The 16,967-nt window shown below is 45.1% G+C and carries 19 protein-coding genes; all 19 read left to right on the top strand.

Translation table 11 applies throughout. From position 1 onward, the window contains the following. Positions 1–350: 350 nt before the first annotated feature. A complete protein-coding gene (locus AC1YY3_RS11765; RefSeq protein ID WP_481824985.1) occupies positions 351–1,661 on the top strand; it encodes a homoserine dehydrogenase in 1,311 nt (436 codons plus the stop codon). 2 nt (positions 1,662–1,663) lie between these two features. Beyond that, entirely contained in the window at positions 1,664–2,758 is a 1,095-nt protein-coding gene (thrC, locus tag AC1YY3_RS11760; protein ID WP_481824984.1) for a threonine synthase, read from the top strand. A gap of 124 nt (positions 2,759–2,882) precedes the next feature. Next, positions 2,883–3,629 (top strand): 23S rRNA (guanosine(2251)-2'-O)-methyltransferase RlmB, encoded by a 747-nt coding sequence (rlmB, locus tag AC1YY3_RS11755; protein WP_481824983.1) that lies wholly within the window; start codon positions 2,883–2,885, stop codon positions 3,627–3,629. 3 nt (positions 3,630–3,632) lie between these two features. Beyond that, positions 3,633–4,256, top strand: coding sequence for a cytochrome c biogenesis heme-transporting ATPase CcmA (ccmA, locus tag AC1YY3_RS11750; RefSeq protein ID WP_481824982.1), 624 nt, complete (start codon positions 3,633–3,635; stop codon positions 4,254–4,256). Further along, on the top strand, positions 4,256–4,933 hold the full coding sequence (gene ccmB / locus AC1YY3_RS11745; RefSeq protein ID WP_481824981.1) for a heme exporter protein CcmB: 678 nt from the start codon (positions 4,256–4,258) through the stop codon (positions 4,931–4,933). Before ccmA ends, ccmB begins: the two co-directional genes overlap by 1 nt. A 48-nt stretch (positions 4,934–4,981) precedes the next feature. Continuing rightward, entirely contained in the window at positions 4,982–5,875 is an 894-nt protein-coding gene (locus tag AC1YY3_RS11740; protein WP_481824980.1) for a hypothetical protein, read from the top strand. Between the two features lie 77 nt (positions 5,876–5,952). Beyond that, positions 5,953–6,720: a heme ABC transporter permease gene (locus AC1YY3_RS11735; RefSeq protein WP_481824979.1), complete on the top strand. Its 768-nt coding sequence runs from the start codon at positions 5,953–5,955 to the stop codon at positions 6,718–6,720. Next, positions 6,717–6,881: a heme exporter protein CcmD gene (gene ccmD, locus AC1YY3_RS11730; RefSeq protein WP_481824978.1), complete on the top strand. Its 165-nt coding sequence runs from the start codon at positions 6,717–6,719 to the stop codon at positions 6,879–6,881. Before AC1YY3_RS11735 ends, ccmD begins: the two co-directional genes overlap by 4 nt. Then, the gene (gene ccmE, locus AC1YY3_RS11725; protein WP_481824977.1) at positions 6,878–7,327 is read left to right on the top strand and encodes a cytochrome c maturation protein CcmE; all 450 of its coding nucleotides are present in this window, start codon (positions 6,878–6,880) and stop codon (positions 7,325–7,327) included. Before ccmD ends, ccmE begins: the two co-directional genes overlap by 4 nt. Beyond that, positions 7,324–9,270 carry a heme lyase CcmF/NrfE family subunit gene (locus AC1YY3_RS11720; RefSeq protein WP_481824976.1) on the top strand — a complete coding sequence of 649 codons (1,947 nt, stop codon included), beginning with the start codon at positions 7,324–7,326 and terminating at the stop codon, positions 9,268–9,270. The genes ccmE and AC1YY3_RS11720 overlap by 4 nt, the downstream gene beginning before the upstream one ends. Further along, a complete protein-coding gene (locus AC1YY3_RS11715; protein WP_481824975.1) occupies positions 9,218–10,696 on the top strand; it encodes an AAA family ATPase in 1,479 nt (492 codons plus the stop codon). The genes AC1YY3_RS11720 and AC1YY3_RS11715 overlap by 53 nt, the downstream gene beginning before the upstream one ends. Beyond that, a complete protein-coding gene (locus tag AC1YY3_RS11710; protein WP_481824974.1) occupies positions 10,693–11,478 on the top strand; it encodes a retron system putative HNH endonuclease in 786 nt (261 codons plus the stop codon). Before AC1YY3_RS11715 ends, AC1YY3_RS11710 begins: the two co-directional genes overlap by 4 nt. Positions 11,479–11,516: 38 nt before the next feature. Continuing rightward, positions 11,517–12,047 carry a DsbE family thiol:disulfide interchange protein gene (locus AC1YY3_RS11705; protein ID WP_481824973.1) on the top strand — a complete coding sequence of 177 codons (531 nt, stop codon included), beginning with the start codon at positions 11,517–11,519 and terminating at the stop codon, positions 12,045–12,047. Then, complete coding sequence (locus AC1YY3_RS11700) at positions 12,047–12,526, top strand: cytochrome c-type biogenesis protein (RefSeq protein WP_482194494.1); 480 nt, start codon at positions 12,047–12,049, stop codon at positions 12,524–12,526. The genes AC1YY3_RS11705 and AC1YY3_RS11700 overlap by 1 nt, the downstream gene beginning before the upstream one ends. After that, a complete protein-coding gene (ccmI, locus tag AC1YY3_RS11695; protein WP_481824972.1) occupies positions 12,523–13,764 on the top strand; it encodes a c-type cytochrome biogenesis protein CcmI in 1,242 nt (413 codons plus the stop codon). Before AC1YY3_RS11700 ends, ccmI begins: the two co-directional genes overlap by 4 nt. 16 nt (positions 13,765–13,780) lie before the next feature. Then, positions 13,781–13,984 carry a SlyX family protein gene (locus tag AC1YY3_RS11690; RefSeq protein WP_481824971.1) on the top strand — a complete coding sequence of 68 codons (204 nt, stop codon included), beginning with the start codon at positions 13,781–13,783 and terminating at the stop codon, positions 13,982–13,984. Positions 13,985–14,101: 117 nt separating this feature from the next. Further along, a complete protein-coding gene (locus AC1YY3_RS11685; RefSeq protein WP_481824970.1) occupies positions 14,102–15,163 on the top strand; it encodes a CHASE2 domain-containing protein in 1,062 nt (353 codons plus the stop codon). 155 nt (positions 15,164–15,318) lie between these two features. After that, positions 15,319–16,341, top strand: a complete 1,023-nt coding sequence (locus AC1YY3_RS11680; RefSeq protein ID WP_482194493.1) for an adenylate/guanylate cyclase domain-containing protein — start codon at positions 15,319–15,321, stop codon at positions 16,339–16,341. 187 nt (positions 16,342–16,528) lie between these two features. Further along, positions 16,529–16,967: FecR domain-containing protein (locus AC1YY3_RS11675; RefSeq protein ID WP_481824968.1), on the top strand; the 439-nt coding region annotated here is incomplete at its 3' end.

The raw sequence follows: 16,967 nt of genomic DNA, 5'->3' as shown, positions 1-16,967 counted from the left end.
AACTACAATGACGAGTACGGATAGCGGGGAGTTCAATCTACGAGACAGGCTTTAAGCCTAAGGATGGGTACGACTTCCCCGTTACCCTCCCGATGATCAACCGGGGATTCTGACCTTTTGAGAGCTCAGAATCAAGATATAAGGTTGGGTTAGACGCACATGGCAACTTGGCAAAACAATGACCGAAGCTAAGGTGCGTCGTAACCCAACATTGGGCGTTCATCAAATCTCCGAATGTTGGGTTACGGCTCGCCCAACCGCCGAGTATTCATGATCGTCAGCGAAATGCGAGCCTAACCCAACCTACATATTTAATAGAAAGATAGAAATTGTTTAACAAAGGATCAAACTTGAAACCAGTAAAAATAGGCATCATCGGCTTAGGTACAGTCGGCGGCGGCACGGTGAATGTGCTGAAACGCAATGCAGAAGAAATTGCGCGCAGGGCAGGACGACAAATCATTGTCACTCGTGCGTCAGCCAAGGATTTAAGCAAACAACGTATTTGTGATACCCAAGGTATTACTCTCACGACCGACCCTTACGAAATCATCAACGACCCTGAGATAGAAATCGTCTTGGAGTTGATTGGCGGTGCGGGTGCGGTGAAAGACATGGTGTTGGCGGCAATTGCCAACGGCAAGCATGTCGTCACCGCCAATAAATCGCTGATCGCCTTGCACGGCAACGAGATTTTCGCCAAGGCCAGCGAGCAGGGCGTGATTGTCGCCTTTGAAGCGGCTGTTGCTGGCGGCATTCCCATCATTAAAGCCATCCGCGAAGGCTTGAGCGGCAACCAGATTCAGTGGCTCGCTGGCATTATCAACGGGACAGGCAATTTCATCCTGACCGAAATGCGTGATAAAGGCCGCGATTTTTATGATGTCCTAGCAGAAGCCCAAGCTCTTGGCTATGCCGAAGCCGACCCTACTTTTGATGTCGAAGGTATTGATGCGGGGCATAAGCTCACTATCCTAGCGTCGATTGCGTTTGGTATTCCCTTGCAGTTCGATAAGGTCTTCACAGAAGGCATTACCCAGATTACCCGCGCCGATGTGGAATATGCCGAGCAATTGGGTTATCGCATCAAGCATTTAGGCATTGCCCGAAAAATGCCAGAAGGTATTGAATTAAGGGTTCACCCGACATTGATACCTGAACGCAGGTTAATTGCTAACGTGGATGGCGTGATGAATGCTATCGTGGTTAAAGGTGATGCGGTAGGGCCTACGCTGTATTACGGCGCTGGTGCAGGTGCTGATCCGACGGCTTCATCAGTCGTAGCGGATGTTATCGACGTGGTGAGGGCATTAACCAGTGACCCTGAAAACCGCGTTCCGCATCTGGCATTTCAAGCCGATGCCTTGGTGGATATTCCGGTTTTGCCGCCAGAGCAATTTAAGACCGCTTATTATTTACGGCTTAATGCGGAAGACAAACCCGGCGTGTTGGCCGACGTTACCCGTATCCTTGCCAAACACCAGATCAGTATTGATGCCATTATCCAGAAAAAAGCGCTGGACGACAGGGCACTGATACCTATTATTTTGCTCACACAAATCACCCTTGAAAAAGAAATGAATGCTGCAATTGCCGAGATTGAGTCGCTGTCTACCGTGACCGGAAAAGTCAACCGCATTCGCCTGGAAACTTTAGGATAACCATGTCAAATCATAAACACCACACGGGTTTAATCAATCGCTACCGTGATCGTTTGCCAGTCAACGATGAGACTCGTATTATCACTTTAAATGAAGGCAATACCCCTTTGATAAAGTTAGAAAATATTCCGAGAATGATCGGTAAAGATGTCGAAATTTTCGTCAAGTTTGAGGGCTTGAATCCGACGGGTTCGTTCAAAGACCGCGGCATGACGATGGCGATTACCCAAGCTGTCTCGGAAGGTTGTAAAGCGGTGATCTGCGCGTCTACCGGAAATACCTCGGCTTCGGCGGCGGCTTATGCAGCGCGGGCTGGCATCAAATCTTTCGTTTTGATTCCCGATGGCAAGATTGCGATGGGTAAGCTGGCGCAAACCCTTATGTACGATGCGACGATTATCCAGATTAATGGGAATTTCGACCAAGGCATGAATTTGGTCAAAGAAATAGTCGATCACGCGCCAGTGACGATTGTGAATTCCATTAACCCTTATCGTCTGCAAGGGCAAAAAACGGCAGCTTTTGAGATTGTTGATGATTTAGGCGATGCACCCGATTACCATTGTTTGCCCGTGGGCAATGCCGGAAATATCTCGGCTTACTGGATGGGTTACAAAGAATATTCAACTGATAGCGCAACACATAAAGCGGTAACCAAAAAACGTCCCGTGATGTGCGGTTATCAGGCGGCAGGTGCAGCGCCGTTTCTGGCAGGTCATCCCATTGAACATCCAGAAACCATCGCCACCGCCATCCGTATCGGCAATCCGCAATCTTGGGATTTTGCCTGGGCGGCGCACAATGAATCCGGTGGTTGGTTTGATAAATTTACTGACGAAGAAATCTTGGTAGCACAAAAAATGCTGACCCAATACGAGGGCATTTTCTGTGAGCCAGCCTCGGCAATATCACTTTCAGGTGCTGTCAAAGACATTAAATCTGGCAAAATTCCAGAAGGTAGCAGAATAGTTTGTACGTTGACGGGTAATGGAATAAAAGATCCCGATACCGCCATCAAACAATGTGTTTCAGCGCGCATGGTGACTATAGAGCCGGAGTTGAATGCGGTTAAGAAGGCGATTTTGGATAATATGTAATCTGATTTGTAGAGTGGATTAGATTATTGAACCCCAACACATCGAAACCCCAAATGTTTGGGGTCGCGCACTCAGCCACAACCTACGTCCCTATGATATTGATTAAGCCAAAATCCCAACATCAATGAAATCAAGCAAATTATTTGGCTTACATTCGGTACAGGCAGCAATAGATTATTCACCGAGTAAAATCATGCGGGTTTGGATTGACTCACAGCGTTTGGATAAGCGGCTGAGTACAATCATTGATGACCTCACGGCGCTGGGCATTGAGCCGGAAAAAACGGACAGGAAAAAACTTGACCGTTTGGCTGACGGCAATAATCATCAAGGCATTGCGATGGAAGTCGAAATGCCGGGTGAGCAATGTGAAAGCGATTTAAAGACGATGGTGGAAAACTTGACCACCACCGCATTGTTGCTGGTGTTGGATAACGTGCAAGACCCCCATAATTTTGGCGCTTGTTTGCGAACTGCGGATGCAACAGGCGTACATGGCGTTATTATTACTAAAGATAATGCTACTGGCATTACGCCGACAGTGTGTAAGGTCGCCAGTGGCGCGGCAGAAACTGTGCCAGTTTATCAAGTGACTAATTTAGCAAGAACGCTGCGTTGGCTTAAGGGTGAAGGTATTTGGATCATGGGTGCTGCTGGTGAAGCGGAGCAAACCGTTTATCAAACCGATTTGACTGTGCCTATGGCGTTGGTTATCGGTGCGGAAGGCAAAGGGCTTAGGCGGCTGACCAAGGAAAACTGTGATTTGTTGATAAAGTTGCCGATGCTGGGGCAGGTAGAAAGCCTTAATTTATCTGTTGCCACGGGCGCATTTCTTTACGAAACTGTTCGGCAGCGCTCAATTACCAACTAACAGATGCAATCTCATACAACACACCAGCTTCAAGGTGAAAATTTAAGCTGTGTCCGCGACGACAGGGAGTTGTTTGCAAACCTGGATTTTACTATACATACAGGGCAGGTTTTGCTGTTGGAAGGTAAAAATGGCAGTGGTAAAACGTCTCTGTTACGCATCATCTGCGGTTTTCGTGAGCCTGATACTGGGGCAGTTTCGTGGTGTGGAGAAGAAATTCCGCAAAGCCAGTATTATTCGGATATGGCTTATGTCGGGCATTTGGACGGCATTAAAAAAGAACTGACCGTGCAGGAAAATTTGAGGTTGTCTCTGGCGCTTGGTCAGCCTGGAAAATTGTTTATCCAACAGGCTTTGGAAAAAGTGCAATTGATCGGTTATGACGATACCTTGATCCAAGCCTTATCAGCAGGGCAAAAGCGGCGTTTATCGTTGGCGCGGCTGCTGATTACCCATAATGTCTTGTGGATACTGGATGAGCCGTTTACTTCATTAGATAAACAAGGCATCGTGCTGGTTGAGTCTTTAATGGCTGAACATTGTTCGACTGGCGGCATGATCGTCATGACCTCGCACCATGACATTAATCTGCAATCTATTGATGTGCAAAGCATAAGGTTATCTTGATGGCAATGATTGATGCGTTTACCGCGATTGTTCGCCGTGATTTGGTATTGGCTATGCGCCGACGATCAGAGATTGCCAATCCGGTGCTGTTTTTTATCCTGGTGATCACTTTATTTCCGCTAGGCATCGGGGCGCAGCCGAAATTATTGCAAGCGATTGCCCCTGGGATCATTTGGGTATCGGCGTTACTGGCGACCATGCTGTCTTTAGATAGCCTGTTCCGTTCTGATTTTGACGACGGCTCGCTAGAGCAGATTTTGTTAAGTCCACATCCAACTTCGATCCTGGTGTTAGGCAAAATAACGGCCCATTGGTTGACGACAGGCTTGCCATTGTTGATTGTTGCACCCTTATTGGCAGTCTTTTTAGGGATGCCTAACCAATCCTTAAGCATTCTACTGTTAACATTATTCCTTGGGACACCGATATTAAGTTTGATTGGGGCAGTCGGGGTTGCCTTGACGGTTGGGTTACGGCGTGGAGGGATGATTTTATCGTTGCTGGTGTTGCCTTTGTACGTGCCGGTGTTGATTTTTGCCAGCAATGCCGTCGAAATGGCAAGCACTGGTTTACCTGTCACTGCACAAATTAATATTTTGATTTCAATGCTGTTGATGGCATTGGTGTTAGCGCCGTGGCCGACGGCTGCCGCACTAAAAATGAGTATAAATTCATAATATCCCGTAAAATAGTTGCATCATCAAAGCAAAATGGAGTGTAGCAGTATGGGTTCGGACAAATATCTTTCCGTTTTTACCGTAGCAACTGAGCAACAAAGAAAAGAGAACTTTGAAGACTATTGGAAATTTACCCAGCAGCACGGCGGCGAATTGTTTGAGGCCGATAAAGATTTAGCAAAAAAGCGCGCTCGTCTTAAATATTTTGAGGACAACCCAGTGCACTTGCGTACGCCTTTGGCAAATCCCGATGCTTTTTATCGCAACTATGTTGACATGAAAGACGATCCGAAAACCTTGGATCGAATGACGCTTATGCTCACGGGGATCTACAAATTTGCCCGTCACGAATGGGTGGGTATTAAGGGCGCATGGGATGTGGTGCCAGATATGGCAAATTCCCACTCTGTTGAAGACAAAATCAGCCGTGTACATTTGGCGGAAGAGTTTTGTCATGCCCGTTTATTCAACGAAATGCTGCGTACCTGCGGCTTGGATAAAGTGGAATGGGTGCCATTAAGCCCCTGGAAAGAGTGGGTTTATGAACAATTTCCCAAATTGCCTGGTGTGATATTGGATGCCCCTGCTTTTGTAACCGAATTGATGGGTGTTTCTTTCTATTTGCATCTTGACAGGTTATTTGATGATGTTTTGGCTGATGAGCCAGAAGTCAAGCAACGCTTACGCGAGTTGTTGAATGAAATCACCATCGACGAAGTTGCCCATGTTGGACAACGCAGAAACTTTCTCGGGCCGATTGCGACTAAGCTTTCAAAAATGATGGTCGTGCCGTTATTCACAATGTTCTATCGGGATATTCCCGAAATAGGGCAATTATTTAATGTTGACCAAATGATTAAAGATGGTTTGGCGTTTGATTTTACCGCTGTACCTGATGATCTGGTTGACAAGAGTTGGATACCTTCGTATTGCAAGGCTTAACGAATCAAAAAACAAGCCGCAAGGTTGCGGCTTGTTAGCCAACTGATTTTGAATCACCGCCTTTGAGTTAACTCCTTATGTTTTTAGTGCCAGATTCGGTCGTGCGGTTTTTTCATCGCATGGCTTCTCCTCCACATTTTTACGCGTTTTCTGAGCGTTTAATGCCATGGTTAGTCGTCTTATTTCTGTTACTAACGGTAACTGGACTTTACGGCGGCTTGTATCTTGCGCCGCCGGATTACCAGCAAGGCGATAGCTACCGCATCATCTACATTCATGTGCCTGCCGCTTGGATGTCGCTGTTCATCTATGTGGTGATGGCGATTGCCGGAGCGATTGGCTTGATTTGGCGAATCAAACTAGCTGAAATTGTCATGATTAGCAGCGCATCCGTTGGGGCTAGTTTTACCTTCATTGCGCTGGTGACTGGTTCTTTATGGGGTAAACCTATGTGGGGTACATGGTGGGTCTGGGATGCGCGGTTGACATCGGAATTGATTCTGCTTTTTTTGTACCTGGGCATAATTGGCTTGTATGGCGCAATTGATGACAAACGCACAGCTTCTAAGGCCGTCGCTATCCTGGCTTTGGTGGGCGTTGTCAATATACCGATTATTCATTATTCGGTTGAATGGTGGAACACCCTGCATCAAGGGCCGACCGTAGCGAAAATGGACAAGCCGTCGATACATGTCAGTATGCTAACGCCATTGTTGCTTATGGCCTTGGCGTTCAAAGTTTACTATGCGATTGCCTTGATACTGCAAGCGCGAGTTGAGCTATTGCAACGCGAACGTAATTCCCAGTGGGTTAAAACGAAGGCAGTTGAGGAAGGTGGCCTATGAGTCTACAAGAATTCTTGGCGATGGGTGGATACGGGTTTTACGTGTGGACATCCTATGGTATCTGCCTAGTCGTGCTGCTTGCCAATGTGGTTATACCCATTATTCAACGTAAAAATTTTTTAAGACAACAAGCGCTTAAGCAAAAACGGCAAGACTTATGAAACCCGCAAGAAAACAGCGATTGATCCTTATCGGATTGATGGTGCTTGGTGCAAGTTTAGCGACTGCATTTGCACTCAAATCATTCAACGATAATCTGATGTATTTTTTTCCTCCCACCGACGTGGTGGAAGGAAAAGCGCCCAAAGATGCCTTGTTCCGCTTGGGTGGTATGGTCATCAAAGGCTCGGTAGAAAGGCCGGATAAGGGCATGATGGTGCGTTTTAAGCTGACCGATTTCAATAAAGAAGTGACCGTTGAATACACGGGCATCCTGCCGGACTTGTTCAGGGAAGGGCAGGGCATCGTCGCACACGGTCGGTTAAACGCACAAGGCGTTTTTATTGCCGAAGAAGTGCTGGCAAAGCATGATGAGAACTATATGCCGCCGGAAGTTAAGGCAACTTTGAAGAATCCCGCAAACTCTCCAGCAGGGCAAGCTCAATGATTCCTGAGCTTGGACATTTTTCCCTGATTCTTGCCTTGTGCATGGCTGTGATCCTAGCCATCGTACCTATCGTCGGTGCTACCCGCTCCACATCCGGCTGGATTGCGGTAGCCAGACCTACGGCCTTTGCCCAATTGCTATTCGTAGCGATAGCCTACGGTTGCTTGACTTACAGTTTTTTGACGCACGATTTCTCGGTGAAATATGCAGCGATGAATTCAAATACCGCCTTGCCAGTTTTGTATTTGGTTTCAGGCGTTTGGGGCGCACATGAAGGTTCCTTGTTGCTCTGGGCTTTGGTGTTATGTTGTTGGACAGCTTTGGTGGCAAGATTCAGCCGTGCCATTCCAGATGCAACGGTTGCACGGGTCTTGGGCGTAATGGGCATGATTTCCATCGGTTTTCTCCTATTCCTGTTATTGACATCAAATCCGTTTGAACGACTGTTCCCAGCACCCGTTGAAGGGCGCGACTTAAATCCCTTATTGCAAGATGTCGGCCTTGCGATACATCCACCCATGCTCTATATGGGCTACGTCGGTTTTTCCGTGGCGTTTGCTTTTGCGATTGCCGCGTTGATGCAAGGCCGGCTTGATGCAGCTTGGGCGCGTTGGTCTAGGCCGTGGACGACGATTGCTTGGACGTTTTTAACGCTAGGTATCGCATTAGGCAGTTGGTGGGCATATTATGAATTAGGCTGGGGCGGCTGGTGGTTTTGGGATCCGGTTGAAAATGCGTCCTTCATGCCCTGGTTAGTTGGTACCGCGTTGATCCATTCCCTAGCGGCAACCGAGAAACGCGGTGTCTTTAAAACCTGGACGGTTTTGCTGGCAATTTTTGCGTTTTCATTAAGTCTATTGGGGACATTCCTAGTGCGTTCCGGCGTGTTGACATCCGTCCATGCCTTCGCGAGCGACCCAGCCAGAGGTTTGTTTATCCTGATATTTTTGGCGATTGTTATTGGTGGCTCCTTGTTGCTATATGCCGTTCGCGCACCTGCCGTTAAATCCAGTGCGACTTTTGAGCCGGTTTCTAGGGAATCGGTGATTCTCATCAATAATGTGTTACTCGTCGTGACTGCTGCCAGTATTTTGCTGGGTACGTTGTACCCATTGGTTATTGATGCTTTAGGTTTGGGCAAGATTTCAGTCGGTCCACCGTATTTTAATGCCGTATTCATCCCGTTAATGGCACCTTTGGCGATTGCCGTGGGCTGTGGGATGTTATTACGTTGGAAACGCGATAGCCTTGGTGACCTTACTTCCAGGGTGCGCTGGTTAATCCTAAGTTGTCTGGTAGGTGGAATGACATTACCATTGCTTATGCCCTTTTATTCCTGGGCTGCGGCATTGGGATTGACGTTAGCTTTATGGACAGTGGCAATGACCGTGCTTTCTTTCATTGATCGACTGGGTGATAAAGGCTTGTCATGGGAACGTCTGGCAAAAATACCCGCCGGATTTTATGGCATGACCATTGCCCATCTTGGGATTGCTGTATTTGTGGTTGGCATAACCCTGACTTCCGTTTATAGCGTCGAGAAAGATAGTCGTATGGCTCCTGGCGAAATACTTGAACTTTCCGGTTATCAATTCAAATTCCAAGGCATCAAACAAGCCCAAGGTCCTAATTACATTGCCCAGCAGGGCTTGATAACCGTGAGTCATGATGGCATGGCGGATGTTACGCTCGAACCGCAAAAACGAGTTTATCAAGTCCAAAAGATGCCAATGACGGAAGCGGCAATTGATGCCGGATTATTTAGGGATCTGTTCGTTGCAATCGGCGAACCTCTGGGTGATGAAGGTGCATGGAGTTTAAGAATTTATTACAAAGCCTTTATCCGCTGGATATGGTTGGGGGCGATATTCATGGCGGTAGGTGGATTGTGTGCCACCTGCGATAAGCGTTATCGGACAAGAAAAATGTTTAGCAACTCATAAGCTGGAAATAGCGAGAATGAAGCTAAAAAACCTGAAAATTACCAACTTTCGCTGTTTTGAGTCATTATCAATTGAATTGGATGAGCAATTGACTGTGCTGGTGGCAAAAAACGGTCAAGGAAAATCATCCGTGTTGGATGCCATCCGTATTGGATTGTGGCCTTTTGTAAAAGGTTTTGATTTAGCTAGAAATCCTGCTAGCGATGCCAGGAATACTATCAGTATTGATGATGTTAGGATAACTTTTAAAAAACCAAATCGACAAATGCTACGCCAATTGCCAAGCAAAATAGCATTCGAGGGTGATTGGGATATTGATTTAAAAGTAAAAGGGTTCGACCAATATAAGAAAACTTGGAACTGGACGCGGATTCGTGACAGCGAAGCCAAGGGTACGAAAACCAAGGAAAGAGGAGCTGCCAGATTAATCAAACTTTTGGCATCTATTACTCAAGATTTCGCCAGAGATCCAGAGAGTCACGAGATTGATTTACCTGTTATGGGTTACTACGGTACTGGGCGGCTTTGGAGTCAAAAGCGTTTAACTGAAGGCAAAACTGTCCGTGGCATAGAAAATCCCGATTTTTATATGCGGTTATTTGCTTATCGGGATTGTCTTGATCCCGCGCCTTCCTATAAGCATTTTGCAGATTGGTTTACTTGGGTATTTGAATGTTATCGAGAAGACCAAATTAAACAATCGGAAACAGGCTGGTCACCTGAGATAGATTCTGTTTGGATGAACACTATTAAAGTAGTACAACAAGCCATCGACAGTGTTTTATACGAAACAGGATGGCACACCTTAGAATATAGTGTAAGCCATGAAAAATCACTCGTGCTTAATCATGATGAACATGGCATATTAAAAGTCGAGTTACTGAGTGACGGCATTCGTGGTGTATTGGCAATGGTCGGTGATGTTGCTTATCGTTGCATCAAACTGAATCCCCATTTAGGCTTGGATGCAGCGAAAGAAAGTCACGGTGTGGTAATGATTGATGAAGTCGATATGCACCTGCATCCAGCTTGGCAGCAGACGATATTGGGAAATTTAATCAAAGCCTTCCCTAAAATTCAGTTTATTGTCACTACCCATAGCCCACAGGTAATTTCAACCGTATCGGGACATCAGATTAGAATTCTGGAAGGTAATCATGTTTTGTCGGTTGAAGAGGAGGGAACGCAAGGTGCTGAAGCATCGCGCATATTAAAGGAGGTATTCGGTGTTGAATTGCGGGCGCAACATTTGGAAATTGTAAAAAAACTGAACCGTTATCTAAAGTTAGTCGATGATGATAAATGGGATACTTCAGAAGCATTAGCACTTCGCCAAGAACTTGACGATTGGGGTCGTGGACATGAGCCGGAACTGGTAAAGGCAGATATTGATATTCGCATGAAGGAGTATCAACGTAAGTCATGAAAACCTGTTTAAAGGGAAAAGCCCCAGATTTACTAACACAATATCAAAGCAATAACCCTGATGCAACTTGGGAACAGTTTAAAGATGAATGTCAACAAGGCTACAAGGATGTGCAAAGCCAGTTAAGACAAGATCAAGGTAATCTTTGTTGCTATTGTGAAATTGAGACTAGACAAGCGTTTGGCATAGGCAAAGATGATTTTCGCGTTGAGCACTTTCATCCTAAATCGGATACAGATAACAATGGTGTTAGCCACAACTGGGGCTTAGATTGGCAAAATATGTTGGGGTGTTGCCACGGTGGTTCAGAAAAATATGTTACTGATGCCAAAGAAAGATATATATCGACAAATGCACAGAGACATTCCGATACATTGAAAGGCGAGTTCATATTAGATGATGAAATTTTAAATCCTCTTAAAATCCCACCATTTCCTATATTATTCAAGGCAAATCGACGAGATGGCAGTTTTTCAGTTCTTGATGATAATTGCCGGAAAGTCGGCGTTAATGTAGACAAAGCTAACGGTTACTTGGCTGCTGATAAACTCAATTTAAACTCAGAAAAATTAAAAGATCTTAGGAAAAAAGCTATGGATGCTTTAAATGAGCAAATCCAAGAAGAACTTTCACGTGGTTTAACCATAGACCAAGCAATCTTAAATATTACGAAAGCTCAGTTAAGAAAAAATGACCAAGCGTATTGGCCTGCTTTTTTTACCACGATAAGAGGTTATCTTGGTGCTGAAAATTATTTACAAAGTATTCACTATGCAGGTTGAAAATCCAATATGCTAACTCTAAGCACATTCTAAATATAATGCTTAAGTACATAATCCCATTGATATTGTTCATCGTCCTGGCTGTGTTTTTGGCGTTGGGCTTAAAAGGCAAGCCTGGCGAAATTCCTTCGCCTTTGCTAAACAAACCTGCACCAGTATTTTCCGCACCCAAACTCAACGCGCCAAATGAGAAGCTATCACCAGCAGATTTGAAAGGAAAAGTCTGGTTGTTTAATGTCTGGGCTTCCTGGTGTGTTTCCTGCCGTGCGGAACACCCTATAATCAATCAGTTGGCACAACAGCAAGCGGCGATTATTATAGGCTTGAATTATAAAGATGATCCCGAAGCTGCAAAAAAGTGGTTGGCAACACTGGGCAATCCCTATAACGACAGCGTTATGGATGCAGATGGACGGATTGGTATTGATTGGGGCGTTTATGGCGTACCGGAAACATTCGTGATGGATAAACAAGGTATCGTCCGATACAAGCATACTGGGCCAGTGACAGAAGAGGACGTGCAAAACACGTTTATCCCTTTGATAGCCAAATTACAGGCGGAACCATGATGAAGCTGTGGTTTTTTGTATTAATCCTGCTTATTTCTGCCCAAGGCTTTGCGATTGACGATCATCAACTTGCAAATCCTGAACAACAAAAAACTTACGAAATCATCATTTCAGAATTACGTTGCTTAGTTTGCCAAAACCAAACCATTGCCGACTCCAATGCTGAACTCGCAAGTGATTTACGTAGGCAAGTCTTTGAAATGCTACAACAAGGCAAATCCAAGGAAGATATTATCCAGTTCATGACCGACCGTTACGGCGATTTTGTTTTGTATAATCCGCCTTTAAAAACTAAAACTGCTTTGCTTTGGTTAGGGCCGATTGCTTTCCTGATAACAGGGTTCATCATGATTTTCTGGTTCATCCGCCGTAAAAAGACAGCGGCAATAATGCCAATAGATAAGGACAAACAGGAAAAAATGCGCCGTCTCTTATCAGAAAATAATGAAAGCAGTGCTGAAAATGGAGATCAGTCTTGAATAGCGTATTTTGGCTTGTTGCCAGCGCAATGGTCTTGATTGCGTTGCTGATTATTTTGCCGCCTTTGTGGCGCAAACCTGACAATAAAGCAGCAGATGATTTGGATCAGCGCAATATCAAGATTGCGCGGGATCGACTGGCAGAATTGCAAGCGAATAAAGAGTCAGGTGGCTTAAGCCAAGCCCAGTATGACGAACAAGTTGCCGAGTTGGAGCTGGCATTAAGCGACGATCTTGAGCTGATAAATCCAACCATCAACACACATAGCCAAGGCCGTTGGTTAGTTTATGTGCTAGTTGCCGCCATCCCCTTTTTATCAGCGTCGTTTTATTGGACGTTGGGTGATTATCAAGCCATAGGCCGTGTTGATGAACCTACCCAAGCAAGCCAAACAGACTCAGCAATGCCCAGCCCCGAAGTCATCAACAAAATGGTGGCAGGATTAGCCGAAAAATTAAAGCAGGAACCCAAAAATCTTGAAGGTTGGTTGATGTTAGGGCGTTCTTACAAGATGCTACAACGGTTTCCAGAATCCGTTGAAGCCTTTGCTCATGCGTATCAATTGGCAGGGGAGAAGGTCGAGGTTATGTTGCCTTACGCGGAAATTATCGCATTATCTAGCGACAATACATGGGCCGGAAAACCGCTTTCACTGGTAATGAAAGCGTTAACAATCGATCCCAAAAATCTGAACGGCTTATGGTTTGCGGCAATAGCAAATGCACAGCAAGGGGATAAGAAAACAGCAGTAGGCTATTTGCGAAAATTAGAAGCGGTTTTACCTGCTGACTCCCCAGATAAGCAACAAATCCATGAATTAATAGTAAATTCTGAAAATGCACTGGCTAATTCTGGGTCAGCAACATCATCAAGATCTGCCGTGTCACCTGGAGTTTCTGTTGCTATTCAAGTCAGTATGGCTATCGAATTACAAGCCGATGCCAAGCCGGAAGATACGGTCTTCGTCTACGCCCAAGCTTTATCCGGTCCCAAAATGCCGTTGGCGATTGTGCGTAAACAGGTGAAGGATTTGCCTTTATCCGTTAGCCTGACTGACGCACAGTCGATGCTACCTAATATGAAGCTCTCCAACTTCAAACAAGTTAGATTCTTGGCGCGAATTTCTAAATCAGGCAATCCTATGCCGCAAACAGGCGACTTGATTGGGGTGATTGAACAAGCAACGCTTGCAGACCATAAGGAACACAAGATAATCATTAATGATCGAATGAAATAGGCACTTTGACCTAAGTATGAACGAACAACGCCTAATCGAACTGGAAATAAAAGCCGCTTATCAAGAAGACCTGCTGCAAGAATTGAATAAAATAGTCACTCAACAGCAGTACCAGATACACCTTCTGGAAAAAACCTGCCAACTTCTGCATGAACGGATGAGTAGCTTCTGGCATGAGCAGAATGAAGAAATTATCGACCAACCCCCGCCGCATTATTAAAATATTCCTACTTAAGATTACCCGCTATCTCTATGATAGGACTATAATTATTAGCTGAACACTAGGTTTAGGGAAAGCACCTGTTGAGTTAATCGGAATCACTTGGCGTGAACGGGCATGAATGCTGTAATAAAAATTATAAAAATCTGCATTTCGGTCTTATTGATTGGTGTCTCAGGTTTGTTATTTTGCCAATCAAGTACGGGCATTCTTTTTGAAGAGGAAGTCGGCTTAGATTGGCTGTTTAAGCTCAGAGGCACTTTGCCGTCACCAGCCGATGTCATTATTATTTCGATAGATCAAGCGTCTACCGAAATTTTACACTTACCGGATGACCCCGAACAATGGCCTCGTACCTATTATGCTAATCTTGTTGAGACAATAAATCAGCAAAAACCTGCCCTCATTGCCTTCAATATCCATTTCGGTGAAGCTCGAGAACCTGAAACTGACTTAATGCTGGCTAAGGTGATGGCTGCAAATAAAAATGTCATTCTCAGCAACTATCTAAAGCAATATTCTGTTCCAGCAGTTTCATCGCAACAAGAAATTCGTTATGAACGGGTGATTGAACCTATCCCCGTGTTAAGCCACGCAGCACTGGGTACCGCCCCTTTCCCACTGCCAAAAACATCCTCTACCGTAAAGGAGTTCTGGACCTATAAGCACAGTGCTGGCGATATTCCGACGTTTCCGGTTAGTATCTTTCAGTATTTTGTTATTGAACAAGCGTATCCAGAAGTGCTTCAGCTATTAAGCCAGATCGATCCTGAGCTGCATGCCTTGCTACCAAAAACATTTGTTCAGCTCACCCGAAAGTTCAGAACGATACAAATATTTCAGGATATTCATACCGCATTCTCAAAAGATGCCGAGACTTTGGAGCAATTGGCTCAGTTGATAGCCGGTGGACAGTATACCACTCGAAAAAAGCAACTATTACAATCCTGGTTAGCCTTGTTGAATAGCGATGAACGGCTGTATTTGAACCATTACGGCGATGTTGGTGCGATTACCACGATTCCGTTTTATCAGGCTTTAGCGACCGATCTTCTTACGCCTAACTTGTTTAAAAACAGGATCGTTTTGATTGGTTATTCGGACAATATAGAGCCGGAAAGAAATCAAGGGTTCTACACCGCTTTTTCAAAAGCCAGTGGTAAAGTCCTATCGAAATAGCAGCGACGGCGATAGCTAATCTGATCGACCAAACCTGGCTAAAGCCGTTACCCATCATCAATCAGATGTTCTTAATATTAGTGTGGGGCATTTTGTTGAGCGGAATCTTTCGGGTGTTTTCATATAAGTCCTCGATGATAGTGACTTTATTGCTAATGGCAGCCTATGTTGAATATGGTCGGTTTTTGTTGAACTCGGAAAATATCTGGATGCCCCTCGCTATCCCTATGCTCCAAGCTGTTTCTGTGCTGCTATTGCAATCCATAGGGCATTTTTTGAGGGTCGGAAAAGTATCTGGGAAATACATACCCAAAGCTGTTTTCGACGACAACACCCGCAACCCTGATGCCATGAATCAGTATGGCATATTGATGCACGGTGTTTGTATGGCAACTGATGCTGGTCAATACACTGCGTTATCAGAAACCATAAATCCGCTCCAACTCCATAAGGTGATGAACGATTATTATGCCGCTATTTTCCCTAGCGTTAAAAGTCGGCGCGGTTTGATTTCAGACGTTATCGGTGATGCCATGTTGGCGGTATGGGCGAATAAAAAAATCGATATAAAGCTAAGGCACGATGCCTGTCATGCCGCTTTGGAAATCAAATCAGCCATAGCGCGGTTCAATGACAGTAGCCAATATCATTTAGCCACTCGAATGGGTTTACACTATGGTGAAATGCGTATGGGTAACGTCGGTTCTGTTGAACATTATGAATACCGTGCAGTAGGTGATACCGTTAATACCGCAACACGGATTGAAGGATTAAATAAACTATTAGGCACCCGTATTCTGGTGTCAGCACCCGTTATAGAGGGTCTTCCTGGGTTTTTTAGCAGAGAGTTGGGTATATTTCTGTTAAAAGGCAAAGCAAATACGGTGAAAATATATGAATTGATTGGGCAAGTTGACGAAGTTGCTCAAACTCAAACACATTGGTCGCATTTATCGACAGCGTTTGCCAGTGCGTTAGATTTATTTAAAGATCAGCAATTGCAACAGGCTTTAGATGAGTTTCACCTTATCAATAAAACCTATCCAAACGATGGACCAACCCGTTTTTACATCAGTTACTTACAAAACAAGCTATGCGTATCATCAGAATCCAATTCTTCTGAGCAGCCTAGCAAAGAACATGCCGCAATTATAGATGTAGGTAAAATTACCACCTGATTGCACTCATGCTGCTGACGTGGTTAAATTCCATGCAAAGAAGATTGAGGTTGTGCATTACCATCATCAGGGTAGATGATATGCGTTAGAACACGGGATCGTTTCTATGTCGCAGATGACTGTTTTTGAGGGACACGCGCAGGGTAATGCCATTGTTTAGTCACCACTTGGCTGCAATAACAATAATATGTGCAATAAAACCTTTGCCCATTATGTTTTGATTAGTGCTTTGATAGCCCCAAATGCTATTGAAGCTGCACCCACTTGCCTGAAACCGATGGCTAAAGTGGCATCAGCACAGGGCAGGGTGGATGTGCAGACTTATGGAACACGGCAGTGGCAAAATATTCATAAAGAATACTCGCTTTGTCCAGGCGACAAATTGCGTACCTCCAAATGGAGTCGTGCGACCTTAACCTTAAGCAATCAAGCTGTCATCACCGTAGACCAAAGCACCACGATGACGTTTTCTGCCCCGCAGCAAAATGTCTCATCCTGGTTTATCAATTTGCTGGAAGGCAGCACCTTTTTCAGAAGCCGCCAGCCGCAACGCCTAGAAGTCCAAACCCCGTTTATCAATGCCGTCCACAAAGGCACCGAATTTATGGTCACGGTAGCCAGCCAAC

The organism is Methyloglobulus sp. (assembly GCF_964779595.1).
Note: the sequence above shows the minus strand (reverse complement) of the source record. Positions and strands in the feature narration are given on the sequence as shown.

Excerpts from the sequence above, each read along its gene's own strand:
- ccmE (WP_481824977.1), top strand. The coding sequence starts at position 6,878 with ATGAAACCCGCAAGAAAACAGCGATTGATCCTTATCGGATTGATGGTG.
- AC1YY3_RS11690 (WP_481824971.1), top strand. The coding sequence starts at position 13,781 with ATGAACGAACAACGCCTAATCGAACTGGAAATAAAAGCCGCTTATCAA.
- AC1YY3_RS11700 (WP_482194494.1), top strand. The coding sequence starts at position 12,047 with ATGAAGCTGTGGTTTTTTGTATTAATCCTGCTTATTTCTGCCCAAGGC.
- AC1YY3_RS11710 (WP_481824974.1), top strand. The coding sequence starts at position 10,693 with ATGAAAACCTGTTTAAAGGGAAAAGCCCCAGATTTACTAACACAATAT.
- rlmB (WP_481824983.1), top strand. The coding sequence starts at position 2,883 with ATGAAATCAAGCAAATTATTTGGCTTACATTCGGTACAGGCAGCAATA.
- AC1YY3_RS11685 (WP_481824970.1), top strand. The coding sequence starts at position 14,102 with ATGAATGCTGTAATAAAAATTATAAAAATCTGCATTTCGGTCTTATTG.
- ccmA (WP_481824982.1), top strand. The coding sequence starts at position 3,633 with ATGCAATCTCATACAACACACCAGCTTCAAGGTGAAAATTTAAGCTGT.
- thrC (WP_481824984.1), top strand. The coding sequence starts at position 1,664 with ATGTCAAATCATAAACACCACACGGGTTTAATCAATCGCTACCGTGAT.
- AC1YY3_RS11740 (WP_481824980.1), top strand. The coding sequence starts at position 4,982 with ATGGGTTCGGACAAATATCTTTCCGTTTTTACCGTAGCAACTGAGCAA.
- ccmB (WP_481824981.1), top strand. The coding sequence starts at position 4,256 with ATGGCAATGATTGATGCGTTTACCGCGATTGTTCGCCGTGATTTGGTA.
- AC1YY3_RS11705 (WP_481824973.1), top strand. The coding sequence starts at position 11,517 with ATGCTTAAGTACATAATCCCATTGATATTGTTCATCGTCCTGGCTGTG.
- ccmD (WP_481824978.1), top strand. The coding sequence starts at position 6,717 with ATGAGTCTACAAGAATTCTTGGCGATGGGTGGATACGGGTTTTACGTG.
- AC1YY3_RS11720 (WP_481824976.1), top strand. The coding sequence starts at position 7,324 with ATGATTCCTGAGCTTGGACATTTTTCCCTGATTCTTGCCTTGTGCATG.
- AC1YY3_RS11735 (WP_481824979.1), top strand. The coding sequence starts at position 5,953 with ATGTTTTTAGTGCCAGATTCGGTCGTGCGGTTTTTTCATCGCATGGCT.
- AC1YY3_RS11680 (WP_482194493.1), top strand. The coding sequence starts at position 15,319 with ATGGCAGCCTATGTTGAATATGGTCGGTTTTTGTTGAACTCGGAAAAT.